Source organism: Noviherbaspirillum sp. ST9 (genome assembly GCF_048799745.1).
Lineage (GTDB): Bacteria > Pseudomonadota > Gammaproteobacteria > Burkholderiales > Burkholderiaceae_D > Noviherbaspirillum.
The window spans coordinates 22193-44337 of the sequence record NZ_JBLWFR010000003.1; the positions used below are offsets into that span (position 1 = coordinate 22193).

A 22145-nucleotide genomic window follows, 5' to 3' on the forward strand; every position below is an offset into this window, starting at 1 on the left:
TGCTGGGGAAGTTTCAACCAATCTTCAATAAGAGAGAATAGAACATGGCACGAGTTGCATTGATTACTGGCGGTATGGGCGGTCTGGGGGAAGCGATCTGCATCAAGATGGCGGCACTCGGTTACCAGGTAGTGACGACGTACTCGCCGGGTAATACCAAGGCGGCGGAGTGGCTTGAATCGATGGAAAAGCAGGGCTTCAAGTTCCGCGCCTATCCGTGCGACGTGGCCGACTTTGAATCCGCACAGAAGTGCATCAAGCAGATCGCCGATGAAATCGGCCCGGTCGACGTCCTGGTCAATAATGCCGGTATCACCCGTGACATGACCTTCAAGAAGATGGACAAGGCCAACTGGGATGCGGTCATGAAGACCAACCTGGATTCCGTCTTCAACATGACCAAGCCGGTATGCGACGGCATGAGCGACCGTGGCTGGGGCCGCATCATCAACATCTCCTCCGTGAACGGCCAGAAGGGCGCATTCGGCCAGACCAACTACTCGGCCGCCAAGGCCGGCATGCACGGCTTCACCAAGGCGCTGGCGCTGGAAGTCGCGCGCAAGGGTGTGACGGTCAATACCATCTCCCCGGGTTACATCGGCACCAAGATGGTCATGGCGATCCCGACGGAAGTGCTGGAAAGCAAGATCATTCCCCAGATCCCGATGGGCCGCCTGGGCAAGCCGGAAGAAGTCGCAGGCCTGGTTGCCTACCTGGCTTCGGATGAAGCTGCCTTCCTGACTGGCGCCAACATCGCCATCAACGGCGGCCAGCACATGTACTGATGCAAGGAAGATCGCCCGCGGGCGATCCCGAAATGGCGCAGACGACCGCACGGTTTCTGCGCCATTTTTTTTGCGTCGCCCTATGCCAGTGCAAAAACAAACGGGGCCTTCAGGGCCCCGTTGTGTTGCCGACGGCAGGAATAACGCTCAGGCCGGTTTGGCGTTCGCGTCCTTGCCCTCTTCAACCAGTTCCAGCAGCAGCTCGATGAGCCGTGGCATCGCAACATAACCCGTCGTCACCAGATCCAGTTCCGTGCCGCGTTCCAGCACGAGCGTCGGGAAACCCTTGAGCTCCCATTTTTCGGTGAGCAGGAAATCGTCGTTGGTTCCCTTGACCGCAATGTCCGAGTTCCAGGTGGCAAGGAAGGTCGCCTCATCGACCGGATAACCTTCCTCCGCGAGTGCCTTGCACGCAATGGAAGCGAGGACTTCAGGCTGCGTCGTATCCTTGCCCTCGGAGAAGAACATCCGCTGGATTTCATGGAACACGTACAGGCTGGCCTGCGGCGCAAGCTTGCGCGCAGCGACGACCGCCCGGCACGCGGGTTCGGTGTCGTAGGCAAAGTTTTCCTTGGACAGGATGTCAAGGTTGAACGGCAGTCCGGTTTCCCGCGCCACCTGTTCCCACTGCGCCTTCAGTTCCGCGCGGCGCTCCGGCGAAACCACATTCTTGTTGTAGGGCCGCAAGCCGCCGACCACCACATCCACCGGCAATCCCGGAACGCCTTCCAGCAGCGCGGCGAGCTCCGGGCCGAAGCCGTAGGACCATGCGCACATCGGGTCAGCTATGTAAATCAGCCTCGACATAGTTTTTCTCTCTTGAGTTTGGTTGTTGGGCAAGAATAGCAAGCCTCGATGTTATCCCGCAGCCGACCGCCGGCGAGCACCGAGCAACCGTCGATTTACAGGCCATTTCTCGGGATGCCGCGCAATTGCCTGAACTTATCAACCGCGAATTGCTCTATCCGCGGTGACATCTTGATATGCCCCCTGTTCTTTTGCAGGCCGGGTTATACACTGAGAACATTGGTTCATCCCGTTTTCGGAGAGTTCTATGCGGAGCGACTACTTCCAGAAATTTGGTTCAGGAGACGACGAGGCGTTCGAGAAGCAGCGCAGGGATGCGATGCGAACGATAGAAGGGCACGGCAAGCGCGACGCCGCCGAACTGGCCGAGATGAAGGAAGGCGAACGCGCCAAGTGGCTGCTCTGGAACCTGCATGAAAACCTGGAAGAGTTCCGCAAGCTGGAGCCCACGCTGATCGGCCAGGTCATGTGCACGCAGCTCACGGTCACCGACGGCCTGTCGATGGCCACCGAAAAGGTCGGGATGGAAAAGAAGATCGAGCTCAACTGCCGCTGGCATTTGCGGCTGGCCTATTCCACCTACAAGAACGAAGAGGCCTACCTGATCGGTGACGGTTTGGTGGATCTGTCCGTCTCCAATACGCTGCCGTCGCATCCGCCGCTGCAGAAAAACCAGAAGGGTTACCTCGACTCCGACAGCTCGCTGTATCCCAACCAGCTTTACCTGTACGGCTGGGTGACCGAGCCGGTTTGGGAAGAGATCAAGCAGCACCTCTACCAGCCCACCCCCAACTGCCACACCGACCTGGTCCTGCGGGACAACTGCCTGTTCCCGGTGAAGACCGGCTTCAGCTTTGTCGCCGGCCCGCCCGGATCCGTAGGCATCACCAATGTCGAGTTCCGCGTGTCGTCGCACTCGATGGAGCGCCGGCAGAATCGGCGCGCCGAAACGCTCTGACGCAAGCGCGCTTTCACGCCGCCGGAAGGAACCGCCCCTGCAGCAGCAGGACGACCGTCCTCAGCACGAGGAAGGCAATCGCCGCACTTGCCGCCAGCAGGGCCGCGACACCAATCCATAGCGGCCAGCCGCCGCGATGTACCGCTTCGAGCACGACACTGGCCAGGGCCGCGAGCGGGAAGGAGAACGACCAGAAGCCGATGGAGAAGGGGACATTGCGCCACCAGTGGTAACGGGCCATCACGCCGACGAAGGGGGCGATGCAGACGCCCAGTCCGATCATCAGCACCTCGGCCGGCAGTTGCGGCCAGATCACCGCGGCCGTCAGCGTGGCGATGGCGGGCGGCGCGAGCTCAACGCCGATCGTGGGTCGCAGCGGTTCCGGCATCGGACCTTCGAAGAGCTTGCTGAGGATGCGTGCCTCCAGCAGTGCCCAGCCGGATAGTCCCGTCCCGAACAGCATGGCGGCCCATCCGGATAGGCCGAGCGTGGCCAGGGTCATGCCGCCCACGAGCGCACCGCCGACGACCGGCAGGTAGAGCGCTGGCGTGATGGCATTGGCGGGCATTTGCCCGGTCGCCAGCGTCGCTACCACACGCAGGGCGATCAGCACGTGCAGGCCCAGCGCCGCGAGCGCGAGAACGAGCCAAACGCCCTGTGTCGGCTGCTGGAACTGAATGACGGCGAGGAGGACGGACAAGGGGAGCAGCGCCTGAAGCGATCCCTTTACGGGGTGGTGGTATTCGCCCTTGACGGCTTGCGGATGCCGCTTGCACTTGAGCGCATACAGGATGAGCGATGTGATCCAGATGGCCGCCACCGGCCAGATCAGGACCGAAGCGACGCTGGCTGCGATATTCCATCCGAAGGCGGCGGCCCGACGCCATGCGCCGACCAGTCCGAACAAGCCAACCGAGATCGCAAAGATACCGGCAGGCAGCCGCGCCAGCCATGATGAACCCTGCGGGTTCTGGTTCGTGCCGAAGAGGTAGTACAAGCGCGCGCGTGGATTCTCGTTATCCATCTGTCTTTTTCCTCAATCGATCCCGGACGCCGGAGTCGTTCCCGTGCACGCCTCCTGGTCGGACAATATGAATTTCATATTAGCCCGAATTTGCCTGCTTGGCTGGAAAAGCAGGCAAGGGTGCCGTGATGGACCAAGCATGGTTCTTGATCGGGAATAGGAAGTTTTTCATTTTGTTACGGCCTTTGCGCTTTTTTTCTGCGACGCACAAATCAAGGCTTGAACTCATCGCTCGGCATCTCTAAAATAGTCGATGTTGCTTCGCAACAAATTTGGCAAGACTTTTTGTCACCGCCGCCCGAATTCCGTTTTTTGGAGATGCCATGTTCCCGATTCAAGACCAGATTTCCGTAGCAACCAAGGCCAACCTCGAAGCCAACCTCGCGTTGGTCAGCTCGCTGACCAACAAGACGCTTGAAAGCGTTGAAAAGCTGATCAGCCTGAACCTGACCGCTGCGCGTTCTTCGATGGAAGAGACCCAGGCTGCTACCCGCCAGATCCTGGCCGCGAAGGACCCGCAGGAATTCTTCTCCCTCTTTGCCGCCCAGGCAAAGCCGAACCTCGAAAAGGTCGTTGCCTACGGCGGCCACCTGACCACCATCGCCAACAGCACCCAGGCTGAATTCACCAAGGCCGCCGAGTCGCAGATGGCGCAGTTCAGCCGCAAGGTCTCCGAACTCGTGGAAGAAGCATCGCAGAAGGCGCCGGGCGCGGACGGCGTGTTCGCAATCTTCAAGAACGCCATGGGCAATGCGACCAGCACCTACGAGCAGTTCACCAAGACCGCCAAGCAGGCGGCTGAAGCCATGAACGCCAGCGTCAACGGCACCGTGACCCAGTTCGCACAGGCTGCGACGGCACAAACCAAGTAAGCATCCGGCTGGAAGAAAAGGCGGGCCCATGCGGCCCGCTTTTTTTATGCCTTGGCGAAGCGCGCCGCGTACGGTTCGGGCGCCAGGCGGCACGCGTTGACCATGATTGAAATGGTTCGGTAGTAGCCGGCGAGGGCGATCAATTCGAGCAATTGCTCGTCGCTGAAAACTTCTGTCAGTGCGCTCCACAAGACGTCTGACAACGAAGCCTTGTCGTGCAGTTCGTCGGCCATCCGCAGTACGAGATGGTCACGTGCACTCCAGCAATCCGTTCCGGCGTCATTCACCGATGCCGCGATTTGCGTTTCCGTCAATTCCGCCTTCTGTGCAAAGAAGGTTACGTGTACTCCCCATTCATACTCTGCGCCGCACCGTGCGCACGTGCGCAGGATCATCAGTTCGCGGTCGCGAAATGTAATCGCGCCTTTGTCCAGCAGGCTGCCGGCAAACATGCGCTGCAGGACGCGCGGATTGCGCGCCATGGTGCGGAACAGGGTGAGCGGCTCGACACCCCGTGGCATGATGCGACCGAATGCTTCGGCGATTGACGGTTCATAGGGCGGCTGCGCGGGGGAGATGCGTGGTTCGGTCATCATCTTGCTCCTTGATGTCATTGGGATTGGCATCCTTCTGGACCGGATGCTACGTTTACTGTAGCATATTGCTACTTTATCTGTAGCGGAGAACATTATGGCTTTGCCGAAACCGGGAATGCCGGTCAGGGGATCGAAAACAGGCCGGCCGATCATGGCCCTGCTCGACCTGCTGGGACGCCGATGGGTATTGCGCATCCTCTGGGAGCTGCGCGATGTTCCGCTGACGTTTCGTGAACTGCGCGAACGCTGCGACGCCATGTCGCCTACCGTGCTCAACCAGCGCTTGCGCGAGCTGCGCGATGCGGAGATCGTGGTGCTGGAAGAACCGTCGGGCTATGCGTTGAGCAAGCAGGGCAGGCAGTTATTGGAGGCGCTGATGCCGTTGCAGCGCTGGTCGGAACAATGGCAGAAGAAGCTGGCGGCGAAGGTGGATCAGGACAGCTGACGGACTTCCACCTTCCCTTGCGCGATGGCGCGCGAGAGGATGCGGTAGGTATCGAACTCGAATGAGGCGTGTCCACGTTGGTCGGGCAGGGCACCGCTGTCGAACCAGTGCCAGTTGTCGACGAGATACCGGTCGTCGCGGCCGTCGTCACCCTGTTCGACGATGACGACCGGCCCGTCATAGGGCCAGTTCACCAGGGGCAGTGACGAAAGCGCGCGTTGCAGGCGCTCGCTGTCGAGCGTCCTGGCCCCCATGTAAATTCCATTCTTCTCACCCAGCGCCGCCAGGGCCATTTCCGCTTTCTGCCTGGAAGTGAACACGCCATAGCATGGCGCTCCGGTTGCAAAGCCGGGCTCGTCGGCAAAGACCAGCCCAGGCTTTCCATCGACGATGCGCCATGCGCATACGTCCTCTTCGGTCGGCCTGCCGATGCTTGACGGTGGCTGCAACTGTCGCATCAGGCGCGCTTCAAGCAGCTGTGCGCCGATATCGCCGGCCGTTTCAAACCATTCGAACCGGCGCGCTTCCTTCGCCAGGTCCGCATCCTTCTTCGACGGCTGCTCGCCGTGGAAATGGGCCAGGACGCGCTGGCGAAGCTGAGCAGCGCGTGCGATATAAAGCGCCTTGTCCTCGGCGCCATAGAAGACGTACACGCCCGGCGTATCCGGCAGGTCGTCGAACATGTCCGGATCGAGATGGACCGGCAGGTTGGGCCGCTGCAGCAACTGGCGCGCGATCTCCCTCAGCCTGTCGCCGGCGATGGTCCGTTCGAGCAGCTGCCAGTATTGCCACAGGACTTCGGCGTCGCCCAGCGCGCGGTGCCGCGCCTCGGTCGTCAGTCCGTGACGCTCGACCAGCGCATCGAGGCCGTGGCTGATGATGTCGGGGAAGAGCTTGCGCGAGAGCTTGAGCGTGCACAGCACTTCGCAGCGGAAGGTCTTGCCCAGGCGTTTGAATTCATTGCGCAGGAAACCGTAGTCGAAGCGCGCATTGTGCGCGATGAACAGGCCGCCCTGCAGGCGCCGCAGCAGCTCCTCCTGGACTTCCGCAAAGACGGGCGCGTCCTTCACCATCTCGTCCGAGATGCCGGTGAGTCCGACGATGAAAGGAGGAATCGGTACCTGCGGATTCACCAGCACGGACCATCGCCGCACCCCATCCTTGCCGGCTTCGACGATGCCGATCTCGGTGATGCGGTCGGTCATCGGATTCGGCCCGGTGGTTTCCAGGTCGATGAAGATCAGTTTGCCATATTGCTCGATCATGGCAGGACGCGAGTCCTTATTCCTGCACGCGGATGCGGATGTCGCCGATCGTGACGGTCTGGCCGTTGCGGATCTTGGCAGTCTTGCGCAGCTCCTGCTTGCCGTCCACCGATACCTCGCCGGCGGCGACGATGGCCTTGCCCGCGCCGCCGCTGTCGCAGATGCCGACCAGCTTGAGCAGTTGGTTCAGTTCGACGTATTCGCCATCCAGTTCGAATTTGACGTTTTGCATGTCAGGCTCCCAGGGTTTGTGTCGCCTTGTCCAGCCATACGGACAGGTTGGCCTGCAGGTCTTCCTGGCTGAAGGAGCAGCTTTCCTCGGTGAACAGACTGCCGGCCTCCATGCGGCCGAGCAGGTCTTCCATCACCTGGCCGTAGCGCTGCGGCAGCGCGGAGACCAGGGCGGATTGCGCGCGCCACGCCTGGCAGAAAGCCTGGATGGTGATGCGCTTGTGCTGCAGGTCGTCAAGCGAAGTCCGAAGAGTCTGGAGGGCGAGCGTGTGGGGCATGGATAGGCGGGGTTGAATTGAATGCCTGCATTGTATCGGATCAGAGCTGCCGCGCCTCGAAGGTATTGCAGTCAGTGACCTGTCCGCTCTTGATCCCGGTGGTGAACCAGCGCACACGCTGCGCGGAAGTGCCGTGCGTGAACGAATCGGGAATCACCTCGCCCTGCGACTGCCGCTGTAGCGCATCGTCACCGATGGCGCTGGCGGCATTGAGAGCCGCCTCGACGTCGCCCGATTCCAGGATGCTGCGCGCGCGGTCGGCATGATGCGCCCAAACCCCCGCGAAGCAATCGGCCTGCAATTCCAGCCGTACCGACAGCGCATTTCCCTGCGCCTGGGACATGCGGCGGCGCGCCCCGTCGACCTTGTCGGAAATGCCCATCAGGTGCTGCACGTGGTGCCCGACTTCATGCGCGATCACATACGCCTGGGCGAATTCGCCCGACACCTTGAAGCGTTGCTGCATCAGGCGGTAGAAGCTGAGATCGATGTAGATTTTCTGGTCGCCGGGGCAATAGAAGGGGCCGGATGCAGATTGCCCGGTGCCGCAGGCCGTCGGCGTGCTGCCGGAAAACAGGACCAGCTTCGGACGCGCGTAGGACGCGCCCTGCGAACGGAAGAGTTCCGTCCAGGTGTCTTCGGTATCAGCCAGCACCGTGGAGACAAACTTCGCCATCTGGTCCGTTTCCGGCGGACGCTGCGCCGGCACTTCCTGCACCGACGAGGGCATGCCGCCGCCAGTGAGGATGTTCAGGATGGTCGTCGGGCTGACGCCAAGGAAATATGACGCGACGAGCGCAACGACAACGGTTCCCAGGCCAACCGACCTGCCACCGAATCCTCCGCCGGCGCCGCGGCGGTCTTCCACGTTATCGCTTTCGCGATTGCCTTCCCATCTCATGTCGCACCTCCGGAGTTTTTCGAAGAGGGAAAGCAATAAGCATACGCGCCCCGGACACGGGGCGCATAGCGGGGAGGGTAATCAGCGAGGGAAAAACTTACAGCAGGCGTGCAAGCAATGCCTTCTCGAAGCGCGCGTCCAGGGGAATGCGGACACGGTGCCCGCTGCCGGCGGCAACGGTGAGTGGCGTGCCGTCTTCGGCAAGCATCTGCTCGAGGGTGACAACTTCGTTGCCGCCCGGATGGATCACTTCGATGCGGTCGCCGACGGAGAATCGGTTCTTTACTTCCACTTCGGCCCATCCATTCCGCACGGATTGCACGTCGCCAACATAGTGGCTGCGATGTACTTCGGAAACGCCGCTCATGTAATTCTGGTATTCCTGCGTGTGATGGCGCTGGTAGAAGCCGTCGGTGTAGCCACGGTTCGCCAGGCCTTGCAGTTCGCCAAGAAGCTGCGTGTTGAACGGACGCCCGGCCACCGCGTCGTCGATCGCGCGGCGATAAACCTGGGCGGTGCGCGCAACGTAGTAGAGCGACTTGGTACGGCCTTCGATCTTCAGCGAATCGACGCCGATCTTCACCAGGCGCTCGATGTGCTCGACCGCGCGCAAGTCCTTTGAATTCATGATGTAGGTGCCGTGCTCATCCTCGAGGACGGGCATCAATTGTCCCGGACGTCCCGCTTCCTCGATCAGGTAGGGGCGGTCGGCCAGCGGATGGCGCGGTGCGTCGCCGAGCGCGGAGAAGGACTGGTTGGCCTCTTCCAGCGCCTGCTGGTAGTTGAACTTGATCGTCTCGACCGGCACGCGCGCGATGTCGCCGGAGGCGTCTTCCGACGCGTTCATCACCTTGTAATCCCAGCGGCAGGAGTTCGTGCAGGTGCCCTGGTTGGCGTCGCGGTGGTTGAAGTAGCCGGACAGCAGGCAGCGGCCGGAATAGGCGATGCACAGTGCGCCGTGCACGAAGACTTCCAGTTCCATGTCGGGGCACTGCTGGCGGATCTCTTCGATCTCGTCGAGCGAGAGTTCGCGCGACAGGATCACGCGCGTCAGGCCCATGCGCTGCCAGAACTTGACGTCCGCCCAGTTGACCGCGTTCGCCTGCACCGACAGGTGGACCGGCACGTCCGGCCATTTATCGCGCACCATCATGATCAGTCCGGGATCGGCCATGATCAGCGCGTCCGGCTTCATCGCGATCACCGGCTCCATGTCGCGCAGGTAGGTCTTCAACTTGGCGTTGTGGGCAAAGATGTTGCTGGCGACGAAGAACAGCTTGTTGCGTGCGTGCGCCTCGCTGATACCCGTCGCCAGCGCGTCCAGCGTCGAGAATTCGTTGTTGCGCGCGCGCAGGCTGTAGCGCGGCTGTCCTGCGTAGACCGCATCGGCGCCGTAGTCGAAGGCGGTGTGCATCTTGGCGAGGGAGCCGGCGGGGAGCAGGAGTTCGGGAGAGCGGGACATGGCGGATCGTGCGGTGGGTGCAGAACCCGCCATTATACTGAACGCTCCTCCGATAACCGGGGATGTTGCCTGTCTGGCAAAGCTATAAAGCCACGCGGTTGCGGCCGTCTTCCTTTGCCCGGTACAAGGCCGCGTCGGCGGCCGAAATCAGCGCTTCCGCATTCTGGTCCGGCTCCAGCGTGGCTACGCCGAAAGACGCGGTGATGTGCGGCAGCGGCCGGTGCATTTCGCTGAAGACGACGGCCTGCCGCAGGCGTTCGCACAGGCGCTGTGCGACCATGAGCGCGCTGGTTTGCTGTGTGTTGGGAAGGAGCACGATGAGCTCTTCGCCGCCAAACCGCGCGGCAAAGTCGGTCGGACGCAGTCCTGCGCCGATCACCTTCGCCGCCACCTGCAAGGCGTGATCGCCGGATACGTGGCCGTGCTGGTCGTTGAACTGCTTGAAGTGGTCCAGGTCCATCATGACGATCGACAGCGGGCTGTTCACGATATGCGCGCTGTCGATCATGCGCGGCAGATTGTCATTGAGCCAGGCGCGGTTTTGCAGCCCGGTGAGGCCATCGACCATGGATAGCTGGCGATAGAATTCGCCAACCTTCTGGCGGCGGCGCAACTGGGCATTGGCCGCGCGCACGCGGAAGGACAGCAGGCGCAGCAGGTTGCGGGCGACATTGTTCGACTCGTCGACCAGTTTCCAGAGGATGTCCGCCTCGATCACCAGCACATCCGATTCGACGCGCGCCGTGATCTGCTCCGACGAGGCTTCTTCGTCCAGTACCGACAGCTCGCCAACGCACTCCCCGGGAAGGACCTTCGTTGCCGCGCCGTCGAGACGTGCGTCGCGCGTGTCGACGTGGGTGACGTCCAGCGCGCCGCGCAGGACGATGAACAATCGTCCGCCCTTGTGCGACCAGTCCTGCATGGCCTTGTGCGCACCGATGCGGACGACCGGGCAGTTGGCGAGCAGCGTCGCTATCAGGTCGTTCGAGGCGCCCTGGAAAAGCTGGATATCGGCAATGCTGTAAGTCGATGCGCCGAAGGTGGTGATCTGTTCCACTATGCGACCTGCTTGGTGAGCGCCAGCTTGATGATGTAGCCGAAGATCAGCAGCGCGGTGATGAAAGCGCCGGCACGGATGCCCTTGGTCTTGCCGCGCCTGAGTGCGACCGCACCGACGACGATGTAGGCGATGACGGCGATCACCTTGGCGGTGAGCCATGGCACGACGAAGGGATATTGCGCGCTCCACACCACCATGGTCAGCGCGCTGGCGAGCAGTATCGTATCGATGATATGGGAGCTGCGGTCCAGCAGGGTCTTCGGCGCGGGAACGCCGTCCGCACGCCGCAGCATGAGGACGCCGCGAATGAGGAAGAGGGCGCCGCTCAGCGCGGCAAAGCTCATGTGAAGGTGTTTCAGCGCGAGATAACTCATTGTCGTGGGCAGCAGCCGCTTGCCAAATGCCAAAAAATCCTTCGCATTCTATCAACGTCTGCCTGAAGTCTGCCCCTGACGAGAGAAAAACGGACAGAAACCGACATGACGAAGGCCGCAACTTTCCCGCTTGCATTGAGATAGGGAAATTCCAATATTCACGAGTCGAATGTCAGTTATCCGAAATCGCAATTGGAATAATATCTGGCCCGTACCTACACTGTGTCCATGCAAGAATTTTTTATTGAGAGGAATGAATCATGGCAACCCTGACAATCGCAACCCCGGCCGCTGGTACCGTCGGTTCGAGCTATGCACAGAACGTCGGCCGTGCCGCGCGTGCACTGCTGGCTGCGTTGTTCACCGTCACCCCGCGCGTTGAGCAGCCGGCGACCGTTCGCAAGGCTACCGCAGACTCGTCCCTGATGCGCCTGTACCGCATGTCCGGCTCCGACTCCGTGATGCCGAACCTGGCACAGGAACTGGACATGATCGCCAAGCGCCAGGCGTAAGTTTTACCCGTCGTCTTGCCACCCAGTGAGCGACGCTCCAGAAGCAAGTGGTTTAGGCACTGTTTGCTTCCCGTAAATTAGCGGCCCTCGGGCCGCTTTTTTTATTGCCTGATTGTCCTGAACGTCAGGTTGATGCGCGGTCCGCGCGCAGCGCGTTCCTTCATCACGGCATGCTGCCAGCAATGCTGGGTTTTGCCTGCCATCAGGAGCAGGCTGCCGTCGGTGAGGTCGAGGAGCAAGGGTTTCAAGTCCTTGCGCGTCCGGTGGCGGAGGCGGAAAGTGCGTTGCTCCCCCAGCGAGAGCGAAGCGATGACCGGGCAGCTTCCCAGTTCCGGTTCGGCGTCGCTGTGCCATCCCACGCTGTCGTTCTCGTCACGGTACAGGTTGAGGAGGACACTGTTGAAGCGGCTGTCCGTCGCCGCTTCCACGTCCGTCTTGATGCGCCGGAGTGTCTCAGTCCAGGGATGTGGGGCCAGTACGACACCGGAGTAGGAATACCCGCTGCCCGGATCGCCGTACCATGCCGACAATCTTGGCTGGAGGTGTTGCTTTCCCCACAGCGTGATCGTCTCCTGTTGCCACGGCGTCTCATCCAGCAAGCGCTGCATGAAGGTGTGCGACTCCGGTTTGCGATAAAAGCCCGTCAATACACGCAGGTCGGCATCGAGGGCAGGGATTGTTTCCCACTCGCCGGGGGTGTCGAACAGGGTGTCCATCCTTGTTTCCAGTCAGCCGATCTTGCGGAAGCGCGGCATCTGCCTGCCGTCCACCCTGACAGACTCGAAGAACATCGTCGCGTTCCGGTGCACGAGCTGCGGCCAGTCGGTTTCGTACAGCGGGCGGTAGACCACGCAGACTTCGTTTGTTTCTGTATTGCGCGACAGGCCGAGGACGAAATATTTCTTGCCCTTGTAGTGCTCATAGATGCCGGGGCTGATGTCGGTCATCATGCGCGCGGATACAGGATCATCTGGGTGCAGCGGAAGGTCGCCATCAGCTTGCCGGTATCGCGATGCTTCACCAGCGCATCCCACACCTGGGTGTTGCGCCCGCCGTGCACCAGTTTCGCCTCGCACTCGATGATGCCTTCGCGGGCCGTGCCGAGGAAGTTGCTCTTCAGTTCGATGGTGGTGAAGCTCGTCGCGCCTTCCGGCAGGTTTGCGATGCAGCCGTATCCGCAACTCGTGTCCGCCAGCGTGACGACGGTGCCGGCATGCAGGTAGCCGTTCGGTGCGAGGTGGTGCTTCTGCACGGAGAGCTCGGTCTGAAGGACGTTCTTGTCCACGCTGTTGACCTTAATTCCGAGCAATTCGGGCAGGTAGCCGGTGCCGCGCTGGTTGAAGGATTCGGCGTCGAGTGTATGTCCCATGCAGTGTCCTTGTTGTTTGAAGAAGGGCCCGGATCAGTCGACGGCCTCGGTCGATTTCTGGACCAGTTGGAATACGGACTGGGTAAGCTCGTCGAGGTCGACGCCGCTCATCTTTTCCGCGAATTCTTTCTGCGCGCTTTTCCATAGCGGGACCGCCTCCTGCAGGCGCGCCTGGCCTTCGCCCGTCAGCGCCCAGTGCCGCTCGCGCTTGTCTTCGCCGGGCGTCGATGCGATCCATTTGCTGTCGTGGATGATCTTGAGCGTGCGCGTGAGCGTCGTGCTGTCCATCACCAGCGCCTCGGCCATCTCGCCGGTCGTCAGGCCGGGGAAGCGCGAGAGCAGGCGCAGGATGCTGAACTGGGTAATTTTCACGCCGGACGGCTTGAGCGCCTTGTCATACATCTGCGTGACAACACGCGAGGCCTGGCGGATAGACCCGCAGTAACAAGGGAGCTTGAGGGGTTTCACGGGAACTCGGCAAATAGGTGTGGCTTCAATATATATGCATATACATTTACCTGTCAAATTGCGCTAACTTGTGGAAACAACATTGAACTTCCCGCGGACCGTGTGCTTCCAACAACTCCACTCAATTGCAGGAGGAATAAGACATGCGCTATGCGACCCGAGAAGAAATGCGATATGACACAAGGCAATCCCAGGTGCGTGCCCGCAACAGGCCTCGCCGCAATACCACTCTGCTAGCTGCGGGCGCCGCACTCGCCGCCGCAGCCTACGTCGTCCGCCAGCGCACGCGTGAAGTCGAGAGCGACAACCCGCCAGCCGGAAAGTTTGTGGAAGTCGATGGCATCCGCCTGCACTATGTCGAGCGCGGATCCGGTCAACCCGTCGTCCTGTTGCATGGCGACGGAAGCATGGTCCAGGATTTCGAAATCAGCGGGCTGATCGACCTGGCCGCGAAAAACTACCGTGTCATTGCCTTCGACCGCCCGGGCTACGGCTACAGCGACCGTCCGCGTACCACCATCTGGACGCCGCAGGCACAGGCAACGCTGCTGCATCACGCACTGGACCAGATCGGCGTGTCTCAACCGATCGTCGTGGGCCACTCCTGGGGATCGCAGGTGGCAGTCGCCCTGGGACTCGATTACCCCGACGATGTCAAGAGCCTGGTACTCATCTCCGGTTACTACTATCCGACGCCGCGCCTCGACGTGCCGCTGCTGTCGCCGCCGGCGATACCGGTGATCGGCGACCTGTTGCGATATACCGTTTCACCGCTGATCGGCCGCATGATCTGGCCGATGATGAAGAAGCGCATCTTTGCGCCGGCGGAAGTGCCGCACAAGTTCGACGCACGTTTTCCCGTGTGGATGACGCTGCGTCCTTCATCGCTGCGCGCATCCGCGGCAGAGACCGCGTTGATGATTCCGGCCGCGTTCGCCCTGCGGCAGCGTTACCATGAACTGACCATGCCGGTCGTAATCATGGCCGGCGATGGCGACGCTCACGTGAACAGCAGCGTCCAGTCCGAACAACTGCACCGGGAGCTGCCCCACAGTACCTACCATGTCACGCACGGGGCTGGCCACATGCTGCATCATTTCGCTCCCGACGAAGTCATGAGCGCGATCGACCAGGCAGCGACAGCGCTGGGCGCCGAGCGGCGCGGTGAGCACAGGCATATCTTCCCCGCGCCTGCACAGGCGATTTAATGTGAAATGATCTGGCGATACTGTCGGGGCGAAACGCCGACCGACGCGCGGAAGCGATGGCTGAAGTGGCTCAGGTCGGCGTAGCCGCAGGCGTCTGCCACCAGCTGCAGCGGCAGGCCGGTTGCCTTCAGCAGTTGCCGCGCGCGGTCGAGGCGCCGCTCGGCGATCCAGGCATGCGGCGGCATGCCGAAGGAGATGCGGAACATGCGCGCGAAGTGGTACTCGGACAATCCCGCTATGTCGGCGAGCGTGCCGAGCGTGATGTTTCCATCAAGATGGGCGTCGATGTATTCCGCCAGCCGCCGCCGCACGCCGGGCGCGACACCGCCTTTCATGGACGTGCTGTGCAGCGCCCTTGACTGCGAGCGCAGCAGGTGGCTGAGGGTTTCGTGCACGGTTTCGTTTGCGCGCAGCAGGTCGTCAGGGCCGTTCCACGACACCCGTTCAAGCGACGCGCACAGATGCGCAATCTGCGCGTGTTCGAAGTAGGTGCGATCGGCAAGCGTCAGCTCGCGCGGTTCGCGGTCGAGCTCCTGGATCGCGCGGCGCGTGAAATGCTCGGGCAGGAAATACACATGCAGGAAGCGCAGGCGGTCGCGCACGACCCAGCGTGATTCGTGGTCGTCGGGGAGGGTGCAAAGGCGTCCGGGACTGCCGTACATGCCGGGCAGTTCATTCCGTTCGGTGCGATAGCCGCCGCCTAGATAATACGAAAGGGTATGGTGGCCGGGGCGGATGTAGGCTGTCTCTTCTTCCGTCGTCTGTCGATGCCAGATGGCGATCGCAAGATCGTCGCCCAGCCAGGCAAAACGCTCCAGCTCCGCATTTGTGCCGCGCAGCGTATTGAACACGGCGTGCGAGATGCGCGTGGGCGGTGTTTCGGGAGCGTAAAGTCGGGGGCGGTCGGACATGACTGCGCAAGGTCGATTTTCAGGAGTGCACTTTATCATTTCCCGCCGATCGCTGCGGGCGGCTGGCTGGCGTGATCGAAAAATGCGCAAGAACAGACAAGTTTGGAGCGTTAACAGGGAGGATTCCGCAAATCCGGACAAGTCGTCCCGGGCCGAAGGCGTAATCATGGCGCCATCTAACTCCGCAGGACGCCACATGAACACTTTCCTTTACACGCTGACCGTCCTCATCTGGGGCTCCACCTGGATTGCCATCAAATGGCAGCTCGGCGTCGTCCCGGCGCCGGTATCCATCGCCTATCGATTCTGGATCGCGGCAGTCGTCCTGCTCCTGGTGCTGGCTGCCATGCGCAAGCCGGTGATGCCGCCGTCGCGCGCGTGGCGCTACCTGCTGGCGCAAGGCGTAGCGCTGTTCTGCTGCAATTTCCTGTGCTTCTATTACGCCAGCCAATGGGTGCCGAGCGGACTGGTCGCTGTCGTGTTCTCGACTGCGCCGTTGTGGAACGCTGTCAACGGCCGGATCTTCCTCGGCAGGGCCCTGCAGCCGCAGGTCGTCGTCGGCGCCTTGCTCGGGCTGGCTGGGATCGCGATGCTGTTCCTGCCGCAAATGCGCGGACATTGGGGCGACGGCGCAATGCTGCAGGGGCTCGGCCTCGCACTCCTGGGAACGCTGTTCTTCTCAACCGGGAACCTGCTCTCCAGCCGCATGCAGGCCATCGGCCTGACGCCATGGCTCACCAATACCTGGGCGATGTTCATCGGCGCCAGCGTGCTCACGCTCATCGGGATCCTGCTCGGGATGCCCTTTGAGATCGAACCGACCGCACGCTACATCGGCTCGCTGCTCTACCTCGCGATTCCGGGATCGGTGATCGGCTTTACCGCCTACCTGCTGCTGGTGGGAAGGATGGGGCCGGACAAGGCCGCGTATTGCACGGTGCTGTTCCCGGTGGTGGCGCTGACAATCTCGACGGTGTTCGAAGGCTACCAGTGGAATGCGCTGGCCTTCGCCGGGCTCGCCTGCGTGCTGGCTGGGAACCTGCTGGCATTCCTGCCGGTGCGGCCGCGTCTGCGCGTCGCGGCCTAATATCCCCGGCGGTAACGGTAACCCTTGTAGTTGAGGACCATCCCCGACGCCGTCATCTTCTCCAGCACGAGGCCGGGCGCGGCTTCGTCGCCTTCATGCAGCAGGCGGTTGTTGACCAGCACGGAGCGGTCCGCCTTGTTGCCGGAGTAGATGTAGCCGCCCACGGCAAGGGACGGAATTTCACGCTGGATCTGGACGGGAAGGTCCTGCAGCGAACCGACCGCCGGTTCCGGTGCGGGCGCCTTGGCCGTCTTCGGTTCCTCGGGCGGTGGAGGGCGCTTCTTTTCCGCGGCCTTCTTCGGAGCTGGCTTTTCCTTCGGCTTTTCCGGCTCGGCGACCGCCGGTTCGGGTTCGGCAGGCGGTACCACTGCGGCGACCGGGGCCGGGACCGGCGCAGGCGCAGGCGGCAACGGTTGCGGCGGTGCGTTGCTGCTCACCGAGAACCATGCGGCACACGCCAGTGTCACCGCCAGTGCCGCCAGCGCGGCCACGGGCAGGGGACGGCGCCAGGGAGGCGGCGTCTTCGATTTCGTTGCAAGCGGCGGTAGCAGCGGAGCCGCCTTGTGGACCGCGCCGTTGCGTTCGGCTTCTGCTTTCTTCAGCGCTTCGAGGATGTAGGACACGCGTTACTCCCCTGACGTGCGTTCAACGAGGCGCGGCTCGTCGACGCCGGCTGCCCGGTTGATATGCATGGCCGTGACCGGGCCGATCACACCGTCCACGAACAGGCCGTGCGCCTGCTGGAAGTGCTTCACCTGCTTGAGCGTTTTCGGCGCGAAGGGCTGGTTGGGGCCGGGTGCGCTGCCTCCGCTGAGTTTGGCGAGTTCGCTCGCGAACCAGTCGACGGCCGGACCGCGGTCGCCGGTTTCCACCGTGTTCTCGAATCCGTCCGGTGCGCGCCAGAGCGTGATGAATTCACCGCGAAAGAAGCGGGCAAGCGACACCAGTCCCAGCTCCTGCCGCGCATCTCCTGCACGCAGGCGGGCGGCGTTGTCGGAAAGCGCGGTCAGCATTACGTAGAAGGGGCGATTGCCCTGGTCGTAGAGTTTGAGCATCGCCGGCCGGTCGAGCTGGCGCAATTCGGCGATGCCGCCGCTGCTTCGATGGCAGTGGATATGCTGTGTGCGAGCGGACTCGCAGGGATTTTGTTCTGCCAGTGACAGGCCCCACAGCTTGCCGAGCTGGCGAATGGCATCCGCTTCATCGCGCAGCGCGTTCCGCGACGCGCCCGTTTTCTCCACAAGAACGCCCTGTGCGGGTTCTGGTGCCGGTTTGGCGGTAACGGTATCCGGTGCGCGGTCTTCATTCATGCGGACCGCGGGCGCCGTGTCAGCAGCAACAGCCTGGGTGGAAGGCGCGGCCGCGACAGTCCACTTCGTACGCACCGACTTCAGCCAGCCGCCGTCATTCAGCATCCACGCGGTGGCGACGAGAGCCATGCCGGTAACGAGCGACACGATCGAGGGCCACACCCGTATTGCCTTGGGCTCCGCCTGCTGATGGATGAACAGTTCGCCGGCGGCCTCCTCCACCGTTTCGCGATCGACCTCATGCGTTCCCTTCGCATAGGCGCCGAGCAGCGCACGGTCGCAGAGCAGGTTGATCCTGCGCGGGATGCCGGCGCTCAGACGATGGATATGCTTCATCAGCGGCTGCTGGAAAGGCGACGCCGTGGTCAGGCCGGCCGTGGCCATCCGGTGCTGGACGTAGCTCGCCGTTTCATCTTCCGACAAGGCCGTCAGGTGATAGTGCGCGATGACCCGCTGCGCGAGCTGTTCGAGTTCCGGGCGCGCGAGCATGGCGCGCAATTCCGGCTGGCCGATCAGGATGATCTGCAACAGCTTGCGCTCATTCGTTTCGAGGTTGGTCAGCAGGCGCAGCTGCTCCAGCACGTCGGCCGACAGGTTCTGCGCCTCGTCGATGACGAGCACGCTGTTGCGGCCGTCCGCGTGGGCGCCGAGCAGGAAGCGGTTGAGCGCGTCGATGTAATCCTTCACGCCGGCGGCGGGTTTGTCGAGCGGGACGTGGAATTCTTCGCACACCGATTGCAGCAGTTCGGCGACGGTCAGCTTGGGATTGAAGATGTAGGCGACGCTGCAGTTGGCCGGCACCTGCTCGAGGAAGCAGCGGCAGATGGTGGTCTTGCCCGTGCCGATGTCGCCGGTCAGCAGCACGATGCCGCCGCCCGCATCCACGCCGTACAGCAGGTGCGCCAGCGCCTCGCGGTGACGCTCGCTCATGAACAGGTAACGCGGGTCGGGCGAGATCGAAAACGGGGCCTGTGCCAGCCGGAAGAATTTGGTGTACATGGCGACGCATTATGAATCGTGGGCCAAGGCTACCACAAGTGCCCGCGAGGCAATCTGAGCGGCAACAAGGCGGCTTTCGGTCCCTGCTAGAATGACTCGTCGCATTCCCTCAACCCGCATTGCCCAGGAGACTCCATGCGCAAGACCGCCATTCCGCTGCTGCTGTTTTCGATGCTGTCCGCTTCCGCATTCGCCGCGAACCAGATGAAGCCCGGCTTGTGGGAAATGACGATGAAATCCGACGCGATGAAGAACATGCCGAAGATTACTCCCGAGCAAATGGAACAGATGCGCAAGATGGGCATGAACGTGCCGCAGATCCAGGACGGCGCGATGGTCCACAAGGTCTGCATCACGAAGGATATGACGGACAGCAAGTTGCCGCCCGGCGCCGAAAAGAACGAGATGGGCTGCGAGACGAAGAACATGCAGCAGAGCGGCAGCAGCTACAGCGCCGATGTGGTGTGCAACAGCGCGCAGATGAAGGGCGAAGGCAAGGTCAAGGGTTCGTTTTCCGGCGATACCGCGTTCAGCTCCACCTACGATTTCAAGGGCATGATGCATGGCCAGCCGGTCAACCAGCGCCACGAGAACAGCGGCAAATGGCTGAGCGCCGATTGCGGCAAGGTGCCGCCGGCGGGCGGCATGATGCCGAAGAAGTGATTCCCCCATGGCGCGCCGCTGGCACTACAACGTCTACGTGGTCGAGCTGTCGAAAGACGTGTTGTACGAGGCGCGCTTCAGGAAGGCCAATCCGGACTACGTGACGGGCAAGCCCTGCGTCTACGTGGGGATGACGGGCATCGACCCGGACGTGCGCTTCGACAAGCACAAGGCAGGCATCCAGTCGAACCGCTTCGTGAAGGACTTCGGATTGCGCCTGCTGCCCGAACTCTATGCCATGTACAACCCCATGCCGTACGACGGCGCGCGCGACATGGAGGTTGAACTGGCGATCGGACTAAGGGAAGCCGGCTACGGCGTGTGGCAGGCCTAGAAGGCGAGTCCGGCGGAGGCGCCCGCGCCGGTGGTCGTCATGCCTGTTCCTGTAGACCCCGTGCCTGTCAGGCCGGTACCAGTCGTACCCGTCAATCCCGAGCCCGTCGTCCCGATTCCTGTCGTGCCCGTCAGCCCCGAATCGGAAATCCCGGTACCCGTCAAGCCCGACCCCGTAATTCCCGTCGTTCCCCCTGCCGGCGTGCTCGTTGCACCCGTGCGGCCCGCCGCGCCCGTGATGAATTCAAGCGAGATGGTTTGCGGCAGGATTTGCCCGCGGATTTCCCCGTTCGGGAATGCCGTGCTGTGCACGTTGAAGTAAAGGTTCCCGGCCAGCAATGCGTTGAATTGCGACTCGGTAAGGACAGTGTTCGCGGTCCATATGCCGCTTCCGGTCACCGATTCAGCGAGCGGAATGATGATGGGGCCGCTCACTCCTGGCGCGGCTTCATGGATATGCGCAGCCGTGCCCGTCAGGCCCGAAGTGGTCACGCCTGCAGTGAGCTGACGGTTGACGGGGTTGACGAGGACGGTCCCCGAGCCCAGCGCTGCGCTTACCGTCGGCGGCACTTCCTGCGATCCGCGCAATGCCGAGAGGAAGTTCGCGGTGGACGTGACGAAAGGATTGAGTCCGGCGCTCGTGACGGTCGTGCCTGTATTGGCGCCGGTGGTGATGGCAGTCACCGGCGTGGTGCCCGGCTGCTGGGACAGGATCTGTCCGCGGATCTCGCCTTCCGAGAAGTTGGTGCTGCGCACGTTGAAATAGAAATCGCCGGCACGGAAGGCATTGAATTGCGCCTCGGTCAGCACCGCGCGCGCCGTCCAGATCCCGCTGCCACGCGAGGTTTCGGTCATCGGAAAAACAACCGGGCCATTCAGGCCCGCCTGTGCCTGCTGGATATTCGCCTCGGTGCCGGCGATGCCGGTCGTCGTCAGCGTCGCCGTCATCAGCCGCGTGGCGGCCTGGATCACCACCGTGCCGGAAGCGGTCGCACTGCTGGCGCGCTGCGGCACTTCCTGTGCGCCCGTCAGCGTTGCCGCAAAGGCGTCGGCCAGTTCGGAGACGGCGGCTTGTGTCGAGGCCGGCGTCAGACCGTTGGCAGAGGAGGACGTGGCGCCGCTGCTGCCGCCGCCTCCACCGCAGGCTGCGAGGAGCGTCCCGGCAAGCACAGCGAGCCACATGCGGTTCAATCCGATGGGAATGAATTTCATGATCGAATCTCCTGTCTTGGGTTGGGGCGGCAGGACAGGGGAGGGATGCAGCGTTCATGCCAGCAGGGGCATGCCGCAGTCGGGGAGGGAAGGCCGCTGCCTGCGTAAGAAATACGCAGGCAAAGGAAAAAACTACCGTGCGCGGTTCTGTTTCTGCAGCTCGTCGCGCAGCGAGTCGAGCGCCACCGACTGATGCCCGGCACGCCAGACGAGGAAGGTCTTCGCCCTGGCGACACGTTCCGGCAAGGGATAGGCGGCAACTTCGTCTTCCGCGTGGACGACCGCGAGCACCGAGCGCGGCACGATAGCGATGCCTGAGCCGGCGGCGACGCAGGCCACGATGGCATGGTAGGACCCCAGCTCCAGCACGCGGTCCGGCACGACCGAGGACATTCCCAGCCAGTCCTCCAGGATACGACGGTAGGAGCAGCCCGTGGTGAAGGCGATCAGCGTGTGCTTGCGCAAGTCCTTCGGTGTTTTTACGGGCGGTGCGTTGCGGGGCGTGATCAGCACCAGTTCCTCGCGGAAGGCTTCCTGCATTTCAAGGTCGGTCGCGGTGAAGGGCTCGGCGACGAACGCCGCCTCGACCTCGAAACGGTGCACCCGCCCGATCAGTGCGCCCGACGTGCCCGTCACCAGTTCGATCTGGACTTCGGGATAATGCTGGTGATAACGCGACAGCAGCGGCGGCAGGCGCGCCGCGGCGGTGCTTTCCATGGTGCCGATGCGCAAGGTGCCGCGCGGCGTGCCCTTGCGCAGCGAGGCTTCGGCCTCGGACGCCAGGCGCAGCAGCCGGTCGGCGTAGGACAGGAGCTGGGTTCCCTCCGGCGACAGCACCAGCTTGCCGCCCTGGCGCTGGAACAGTTTCACACCGAGCCGGTCTTCCAGGTTCTTGACGCGGGTCGTGATGTTGGATTGGACGCGGTTCAGCTGGCTGGCGGCCTTGGTGATGCCGCCGTAGTCCACGACCGCCTTGAAAATGTGCAGGGAATCCAGGTCGATGTTTCTCATTTTG

Annotated in this window: 28 protein-coding genes; 9 read left to right on the forward strand and 19 right to left on the reverse strand. The window is 62.4% G+C overall.

Annotated elements, in window-relative coordinates; translation table 11 throughout:
• Positions 1–44: 44 nt before the first annotated feature.
• A complete protein-coding gene (gene phbB, locus ACNOHI_RS06455) occupies positions 45–785 on the forward strand; it encodes an acetoacetyl-CoA reductase (protein WP_420473846.1) in 741 nt (246 codons plus the stop codon).
• Positions 786–932: 147 nt separating this feature from the next.
• Here the strand turns inward: phbB and ACNOHI_RS06460 are convergent, their stop codons facing one another.
• Complete coding sequence (locus ACNOHI_RS06460; protein WP_420473847.1) at positions 933–1592, reverse strand: DsbA family protein; 660 nt, start codon at positions 1590–1592, stop codon at positions 933–935.
• Positions 1593–1839: 247 nt separating this feature from the next.
• On the opposite strand from ACNOHI_RS06460, the gene ACNOHI_RS06465 reads away from it, so the two are divergent.
• Positions 1840–2550, forward strand: a complete 711-nt coding sequence (locus ACNOHI_RS06465; RefSeq protein WP_420473848.1) for a hypothetical protein — start codon at positions 1840–1842, stop codon at positions 2548–2550.
• Between the two features lie 13 nt (positions 2551–2563).
• Here the strand turns inward: ACNOHI_RS06465 and ACNOHI_RS06470 are convergent, their stop codons facing one another.
• Positions 2564–3574: a hypothetical protein gene (locus ACNOHI_RS06470; protein ID WP_420473849.1), complete on the reverse strand. Its 1011-nt coding sequence runs from the start codon at positions 3572–3574 to the stop codon at positions 2564–2566.
• Positions 3575–3897: 323 nt separating this feature from the next.
• On the opposite strand from ACNOHI_RS06470, the gene phaP reads away from it, so the two are divergent.
• On the forward strand, positions 3898–4446 hold the full coding sequence (gene phaP / locus ACNOHI_RS06475) for a TIGR01841 family phasin (protein WP_420473850.1): 549 nt from the start codon (positions 3898–3900) through the stop codon (positions 4444–4446).
• 44 nt (positions 4447–4490) lie between these two features.
• Here the strand turns inward: phaP and ACNOHI_RS06480 are convergent, their stop codons facing one another.
• A complete protein-coding gene (locus ACNOHI_RS06480; protein ID WP_420473851.1) occupies positions 4491–5042 on the reverse strand; it encodes a carboxymuconolactone decarboxylase family protein in 552 nt (183 codons plus the stop codon).
• 94 nt (positions 5043–5136) lie between these two features.
• Between ACNOHI_RS06480 and ACNOHI_RS06485 the strand changes: the two genes are divergently transcribed.
• Positions 5137–5487, forward strand: a complete 351-nt coding sequence (locus ACNOHI_RS06485) for a winged helix-turn-helix transcriptional regulator (protein WP_420473852.1) — start codon at positions 5137–5139, stop codon at positions 5485–5487.
• On the opposite strand, the gene ACNOHI_RS06490 is transcribed toward ACNOHI_RS06485, so the two are convergent.
• The 7 genes from ACNOHI_RS06490 to ACNOHI_RS06520 all read right to left on the reverse strand — a co-directional run bounded on the left by ACNOHI_RS06490 (position 5475) and on the right by ACNOHI_RS06520 (position 11091).
• Positions 5475–6752 (reverse strand): exonuclease domain-containing protein, encoded by a 1278-nt coding sequence (locus tag ACNOHI_RS06490; protein WP_420473853.1) that lies wholly within the window; start codon positions 6750–6752, stop codon positions 5475–5477. The two genes, ACNOHI_RS06485 and ACNOHI_RS06490, sit on opposite strands and share 13 nt — an antisense overlap.
• Positions 6753–6768: 16 nt before the next feature.
• Positions 6769–6984, reverse strand: a complete 216-nt coding sequence (locus tag ACNOHI_RS06495; protein ID WP_420473854.1) for an RNA-binding S4 domain-containing protein — start codon at positions 6982–6984, stop codon at positions 6769–6771.
• Between the two features lies 1 nt (position 6985).
• Entirely contained in the window at positions 6986–7261 is a 276-nt protein-coding gene (locus ACNOHI_RS06500) for a hypothetical protein (RefSeq protein WP_420473855.1), read from the reverse strand.
• Positions 7262–7301: 40 nt separating this feature from the next.
• Positions 7302–8162: a neutral zinc metallopeptidase gene (locus ACNOHI_RS06505; protein ID WP_420473856.1), complete on the reverse strand. Its 861-nt coding sequence runs from the start codon at positions 8160–8162 to the stop codon at positions 7302–7304.
• A gap of 97 nt (positions 8163–8259) precedes the next feature.
• Positions 8260–9624, reverse strand: coding sequence for a tRNA 5-hydroxyuridine modification protein YegQ (gene yegQ / locus ACNOHI_RS06510; protein WP_420473857.1), 1365 nt, complete (start codon positions 9622–9624; stop codon positions 8260–8262).
• Positions 9625–9706: 82 nt separating this feature from the next.
• Complete coding sequence (locus tag ACNOHI_RS06515) at positions 9707–10681, reverse strand: GGDEF domain-containing protein (RefSeq protein WP_420473858.1); 975 nt, start codon at positions 10679–10681, stop codon at positions 9707–9709.
• The gene (locus ACNOHI_RS06520; protein ID WP_420473859.1) at positions 10681–11091 is read right to left on the reverse strand and encodes a SirB2 family protein; all 411 of its coding nucleotides are present in this window, start codon (positions 11089–11091) and stop codon (positions 10681–10683) included. The genes ACNOHI_RS06515 and ACNOHI_RS06520 overlap by 1 nt, the downstream gene beginning before the upstream one ends.
• A 227-nt stretch (positions 11092–11318) precedes the next feature.
• On the opposite strand from ACNOHI_RS06520, the gene ACNOHI_RS06525 reads away from it, so the two are divergent.
• On the forward strand, positions 11319–11570 hold the full coding sequence (locus ACNOHI_RS06525; protein WP_420473860.1) for a hypothetical protein: 252 nt from the start codon (positions 11319–11321) through the stop codon (positions 11568–11570).
• Positions 11571–11671: 101 nt separating this feature from the next.
• On the opposite strand, the gene ACNOHI_RS06530 is transcribed toward ACNOHI_RS06525, so the two are convergent.
• The 4 genes from ACNOHI_RS06530 to ACNOHI_RS06545 are packed head-to-tail and all read right to left on the reverse strand — an operon-like array spanning position 11672 to position 13407.
• The gene (locus tag ACNOHI_RS06530; RefSeq protein WP_420473861.1) at positions 11672–12286 is read right to left on the reverse strand and encodes an alpha-ketoglutarate-dependent dioxygenase AlkB family protein; all 615 of its coding nucleotides are present in this window, start codon (positions 12284–12286) and stop codon (positions 11672–11674) included.
• A gap of 12 nt (positions 12287–12298) precedes the next feature.
• Complete coding sequence (locus ACNOHI_RS06535) at positions 12299–12520, reverse strand: DUF1653 domain-containing protein (RefSeq protein WP_420473862.1); 222 nt, start codon at positions 12518–12520, stop codon at positions 12299–12301.
• Complete coding sequence (locus tag ACNOHI_RS06540; RefSeq protein ID WP_420473863.1) at positions 12517–12939, reverse strand: PaaI family thioesterase; 423 nt, start codon at positions 12937–12939, stop codon at positions 12517–12519. The genes ACNOHI_RS06535 and ACNOHI_RS06540 overlap by 4 nt, the downstream gene beginning before the upstream one ends.
• A 33-nt stretch (positions 12940–12972) precedes the next feature.
• A complete protein-coding gene (locus ACNOHI_RS06545) occupies positions 12973–13407 on the reverse strand; it encodes a MarR family winged helix-turn-helix transcriptional regulator (RefSeq protein ID WP_420473864.1) in 435 nt (144 codons plus the stop codon).
• Positions 13408–13550: 143 nt separating this feature from the next.
• Between ACNOHI_RS06545 and ACNOHI_RS06550 the strand changes: the two genes are divergently transcribed.
• Positions 13551–14615, forward strand: a complete 1065-nt coding sequence (locus tag ACNOHI_RS06550; RefSeq protein ID WP_420473865.1) for an alpha/beta fold hydrolase — start codon at positions 13551–13553, stop codon at positions 14613–14615.
• Here ACNOHI_RS06550 and ACNOHI_RS06555 read toward each other — a convergent pair.
• Positions 14612–15526 (reverse strand): helix-turn-helix domain-containing protein, encoded by a 915-nt coding sequence (locus ACNOHI_RS06555; protein WP_420473866.1) that lies wholly within the window; start codon positions 15524–15526, stop codon positions 14612–14614. The genes ACNOHI_RS06550 and ACNOHI_RS06555 overlap by 4 nt on opposite strands.
• Positions 15527–15722: 196 nt before the next feature.
• Between ACNOHI_RS06555 and ACNOHI_RS06560 the strand changes: the two genes are divergently transcribed.
• Positions 15723–16613, forward strand: a complete 891-nt coding sequence (locus ACNOHI_RS06560) for a DMT family transporter (protein WP_420473867.1) — start codon at positions 15723–15725, stop codon at positions 16611–16613.
• On the opposite strand, the gene ACNOHI_RS06565 is transcribed toward ACNOHI_RS06560, so the two are convergent.
• The gene (locus ACNOHI_RS06565) at positions 16610–17236 is read right to left on the reverse strand and encodes a general secretion pathway protein GspB (RefSeq protein WP_420473868.1); all 627 of its coding nucleotides are present in this window, start codon (positions 17234–17236) and stop codon (positions 16610–16612) included. The two genes, ACNOHI_RS06560 and ACNOHI_RS06565, sit on opposite strands and share 4 nt — an antisense overlap.
• A 3-nt stretch (positions 17237–17239) precedes the next feature.
• Positions 17240–18922 carry an AAA family ATPase gene (locus ACNOHI_RS06570; RefSeq protein ID WP_420473869.1) on the reverse strand — a complete coding sequence of 561 codons (1683 nt, stop codon included), beginning with the start codon at positions 18920–18922 and terminating at the stop codon, positions 17240–17242.
• A gap of 135 nt (positions 18923–19057) precedes the next feature.
• On the opposite strand from ACNOHI_RS06570, the gene ACNOHI_RS06575 reads away from it, so the two are divergent.
• Entirely contained in the window at positions 19058–19585 is a 528-nt protein-coding gene (locus ACNOHI_RS06575) for a DUF3617 domain-containing protein (RefSeq protein ID WP_420473870.1), read from the forward strand.
• A gap of 7 nt (positions 19586–19592) precedes the next feature.
• Complete coding sequence (locus ACNOHI_RS06580; protein ID WP_420473871.1) at positions 19593–19919, forward strand: hypothetical protein; 327 nt, start codon at positions 19593–19595, stop codon at positions 19917–19919.
• Here ACNOHI_RS06580 and ACNOHI_RS06585 read toward each other — a convergent pair.
• Positions 19916–21130 (reverse strand): CHRD domain-containing protein, encoded by a 1215-nt coding sequence (locus ACNOHI_RS06585; protein WP_420473872.1) that lies wholly within the window; start codon positions 21128–21130, stop codon positions 19916–19918. The genes ACNOHI_RS06580 and ACNOHI_RS06585 overlap by 4 nt on opposite strands.
• Before the next feature lie 132 nt (positions 21131–21262).
• The gene (locus tag ACNOHI_RS06590) at positions 21263–22141 is read right to left on the reverse strand and encodes a LysR substrate-binding domain-containing protein (protein WP_420473873.1); all 879 of its coding nucleotides are present in this window, start codon (positions 22139–22141) and stop codon (positions 21263–21265) included.
• Between the last annotated feature and the right edge of the window lie 4 nt (positions 22142–22145).

What these genes read in the sequence shown, in the direction of transcription:
- phbB (WP_420473846.1), top strand. Translation starts at nt 45, where the DNA reads ATGGCACGAGTTGCATTGATTACTGGCGGTATGGGCGGTCTGGGGGAA.
- ACNOHI_RS06460 (WP_420473847.1), bottom strand. Translation starts at nt 1,592, where the DNA reads ATGTCGAGGCTGATTTACATAGCTGACCCGATGTGCGCATGGTCCTAC.
- ACNOHI_RS06465 (WP_420473848.1), top strand. Translation starts at nt 1,840, where the DNA reads ATGCGGAGCGACTACTTCCAGAAATTTGGTTCAGGAGACGACGAGGCG.
- ACNOHI_RS06470 (WP_420473849.1), bottom strand. Translation starts at nt 3,574, where the DNA reads ATGGATAACGAGAATCCACGCGCGCGCTTGTACTACCTCTTCGGCACG.
- phaP (WP_420473850.1), top strand. Translation starts at nt 3,898, where the DNA reads ATGTTCCCGATTCAAGACCAGATTTCCGTAGCAACCAAGGCCAACCTC.
- ACNOHI_RS06480 (WP_420473851.1), bottom strand. Translation starts at nt 5,042, where the DNA reads ATGATGACCGAACCACGCATCTCCCCCGCGCAGCCGCCCTATGAACCG.
- ACNOHI_RS06485 (WP_420473852.1), top strand. Translation starts at nt 5,137, where the DNA reads ATGGCTTTGCCGAAACCGGGAATGCCGGTCAGGGGATCGAAAACAGGC.
- ACNOHI_RS06490 (WP_420473853.1), bottom strand. Translation starts at nt 6,752, where the DNA reads ATGATCGAGCAATATGGCAAACTGATCTTCATCGACCTGGAAACCACC.
- ACNOHI_RS06495 (WP_420473854.1), bottom strand. Translation starts at nt 6,984, where the DNA reads ATGCAAAACGTCAAATTCGAACTGGATGGCGAATACGTCGAACTGAAC.
- ACNOHI_RS06500 (WP_420473855.1), bottom strand. Translation starts at nt 7,261, where the DNA reads ATGCCCCACACGCTCGCCCTCCAGACTCTTCGGACTTCGCTTGACGAC.
- ACNOHI_RS06505 (WP_420473856.1), bottom strand. Translation starts at nt 8,162, where the DNA reads ATGAGATGGGAAGGCAATCGCGAAAGCGATAACGTGGAAGACCGCCGC.
- yegQ (WP_420473857.1), bottom strand. Translation starts at nt 9,624, where the DNA reads ATGTCCCGCTCTCCCGAACTCCTGCTCCCCGCCGGCTCCCTCGCCAAG.
- ACNOHI_RS06525 (WP_420473860.1), top strand. Translation starts at nt 11,319, where the DNA reads ATGGCAACCCTGACAATCGCAACCCCGGCCGCTGGTACCGTCGGTTCG.
- ACNOHI_RS06530 (WP_420473861.1), bottom strand. Translation starts at nt 12,286, where the DNA reads ATGGACACCCTGTTCGACACCCCCGGCGAGTGGGAAACAATCCCTGCC.
- ACNOHI_RS06535 (WP_420473862.1), bottom strand. Translation starts at nt 12,520, where the DNA reads ATGATGACCGACATCAGCCCCGGCATCTATGAGCACTACAAGGGCAAG.
- ACNOHI_RS06540 (WP_420473863.1), bottom strand. Translation starts at nt 12,939, where the DNA reads ATGGGACATACACTCGACGCCGAATCCTTCAACCAGCGCGGCACCGGC.
- ACNOHI_RS06550 (WP_420473865.1), top strand. Translation starts at nt 13,551, where the DNA reads ATGCGCTATGCGACCCGAGAAGAAATGCGATATGACACAAGGCAATCC.
- ACNOHI_RS06555 (WP_420473866.1), bottom strand. Translation starts at nt 15,526, where the DNA reads ATGTCCGACCGCCCCCGACTTTACGCTCCCGAAACACCGCCCACGCGC.
- ACNOHI_RS06560 (WP_420473867.1), top strand. Translation starts at nt 15,723, where the DNA reads ATGAACACTTTCCTTTACACGCTGACCGTCCTCATCTGGGGCTCCACC.
- ACNOHI_RS06570 (WP_420473869.1), bottom strand. Translation starts at nt 18,922, where the DNA reads ATGTACACCAAATTCTTCCGGCTGGCACAGGCCCCGTTTTCGATCTCG.
- ACNOHI_RS06575 (WP_420473870.1), top strand. Translation starts at nt 19,058, where the DNA reads ATGCGCAAGACCGCCATTCCGCTGCTGCTGTTTTCGATGCTGTCCGCT.
- ACNOHI_RS06580 (WP_420473871.1), top strand. Translation starts at nt 19,593, where the DNA reads ATGGCGCGCCGCTGGCACTACAACGTCTACGTGGTCGAGCTGTCGAAA.
- ACNOHI_RS06585 (WP_420473872.1), bottom strand. Translation starts at nt 21,130, where the DNA reads ATGAAATTCATTCCCATCGGATTGAACCGCATGTGGCTCGCTGTGCTT.
- ACNOHI_RS06590 (WP_420473873.1), bottom strand. Translation starts at nt 22,141, where the DNA reads ATGAGAAACATCGACCTGGATTCCCTGCACATTTTCAAGGCGGTCGTG.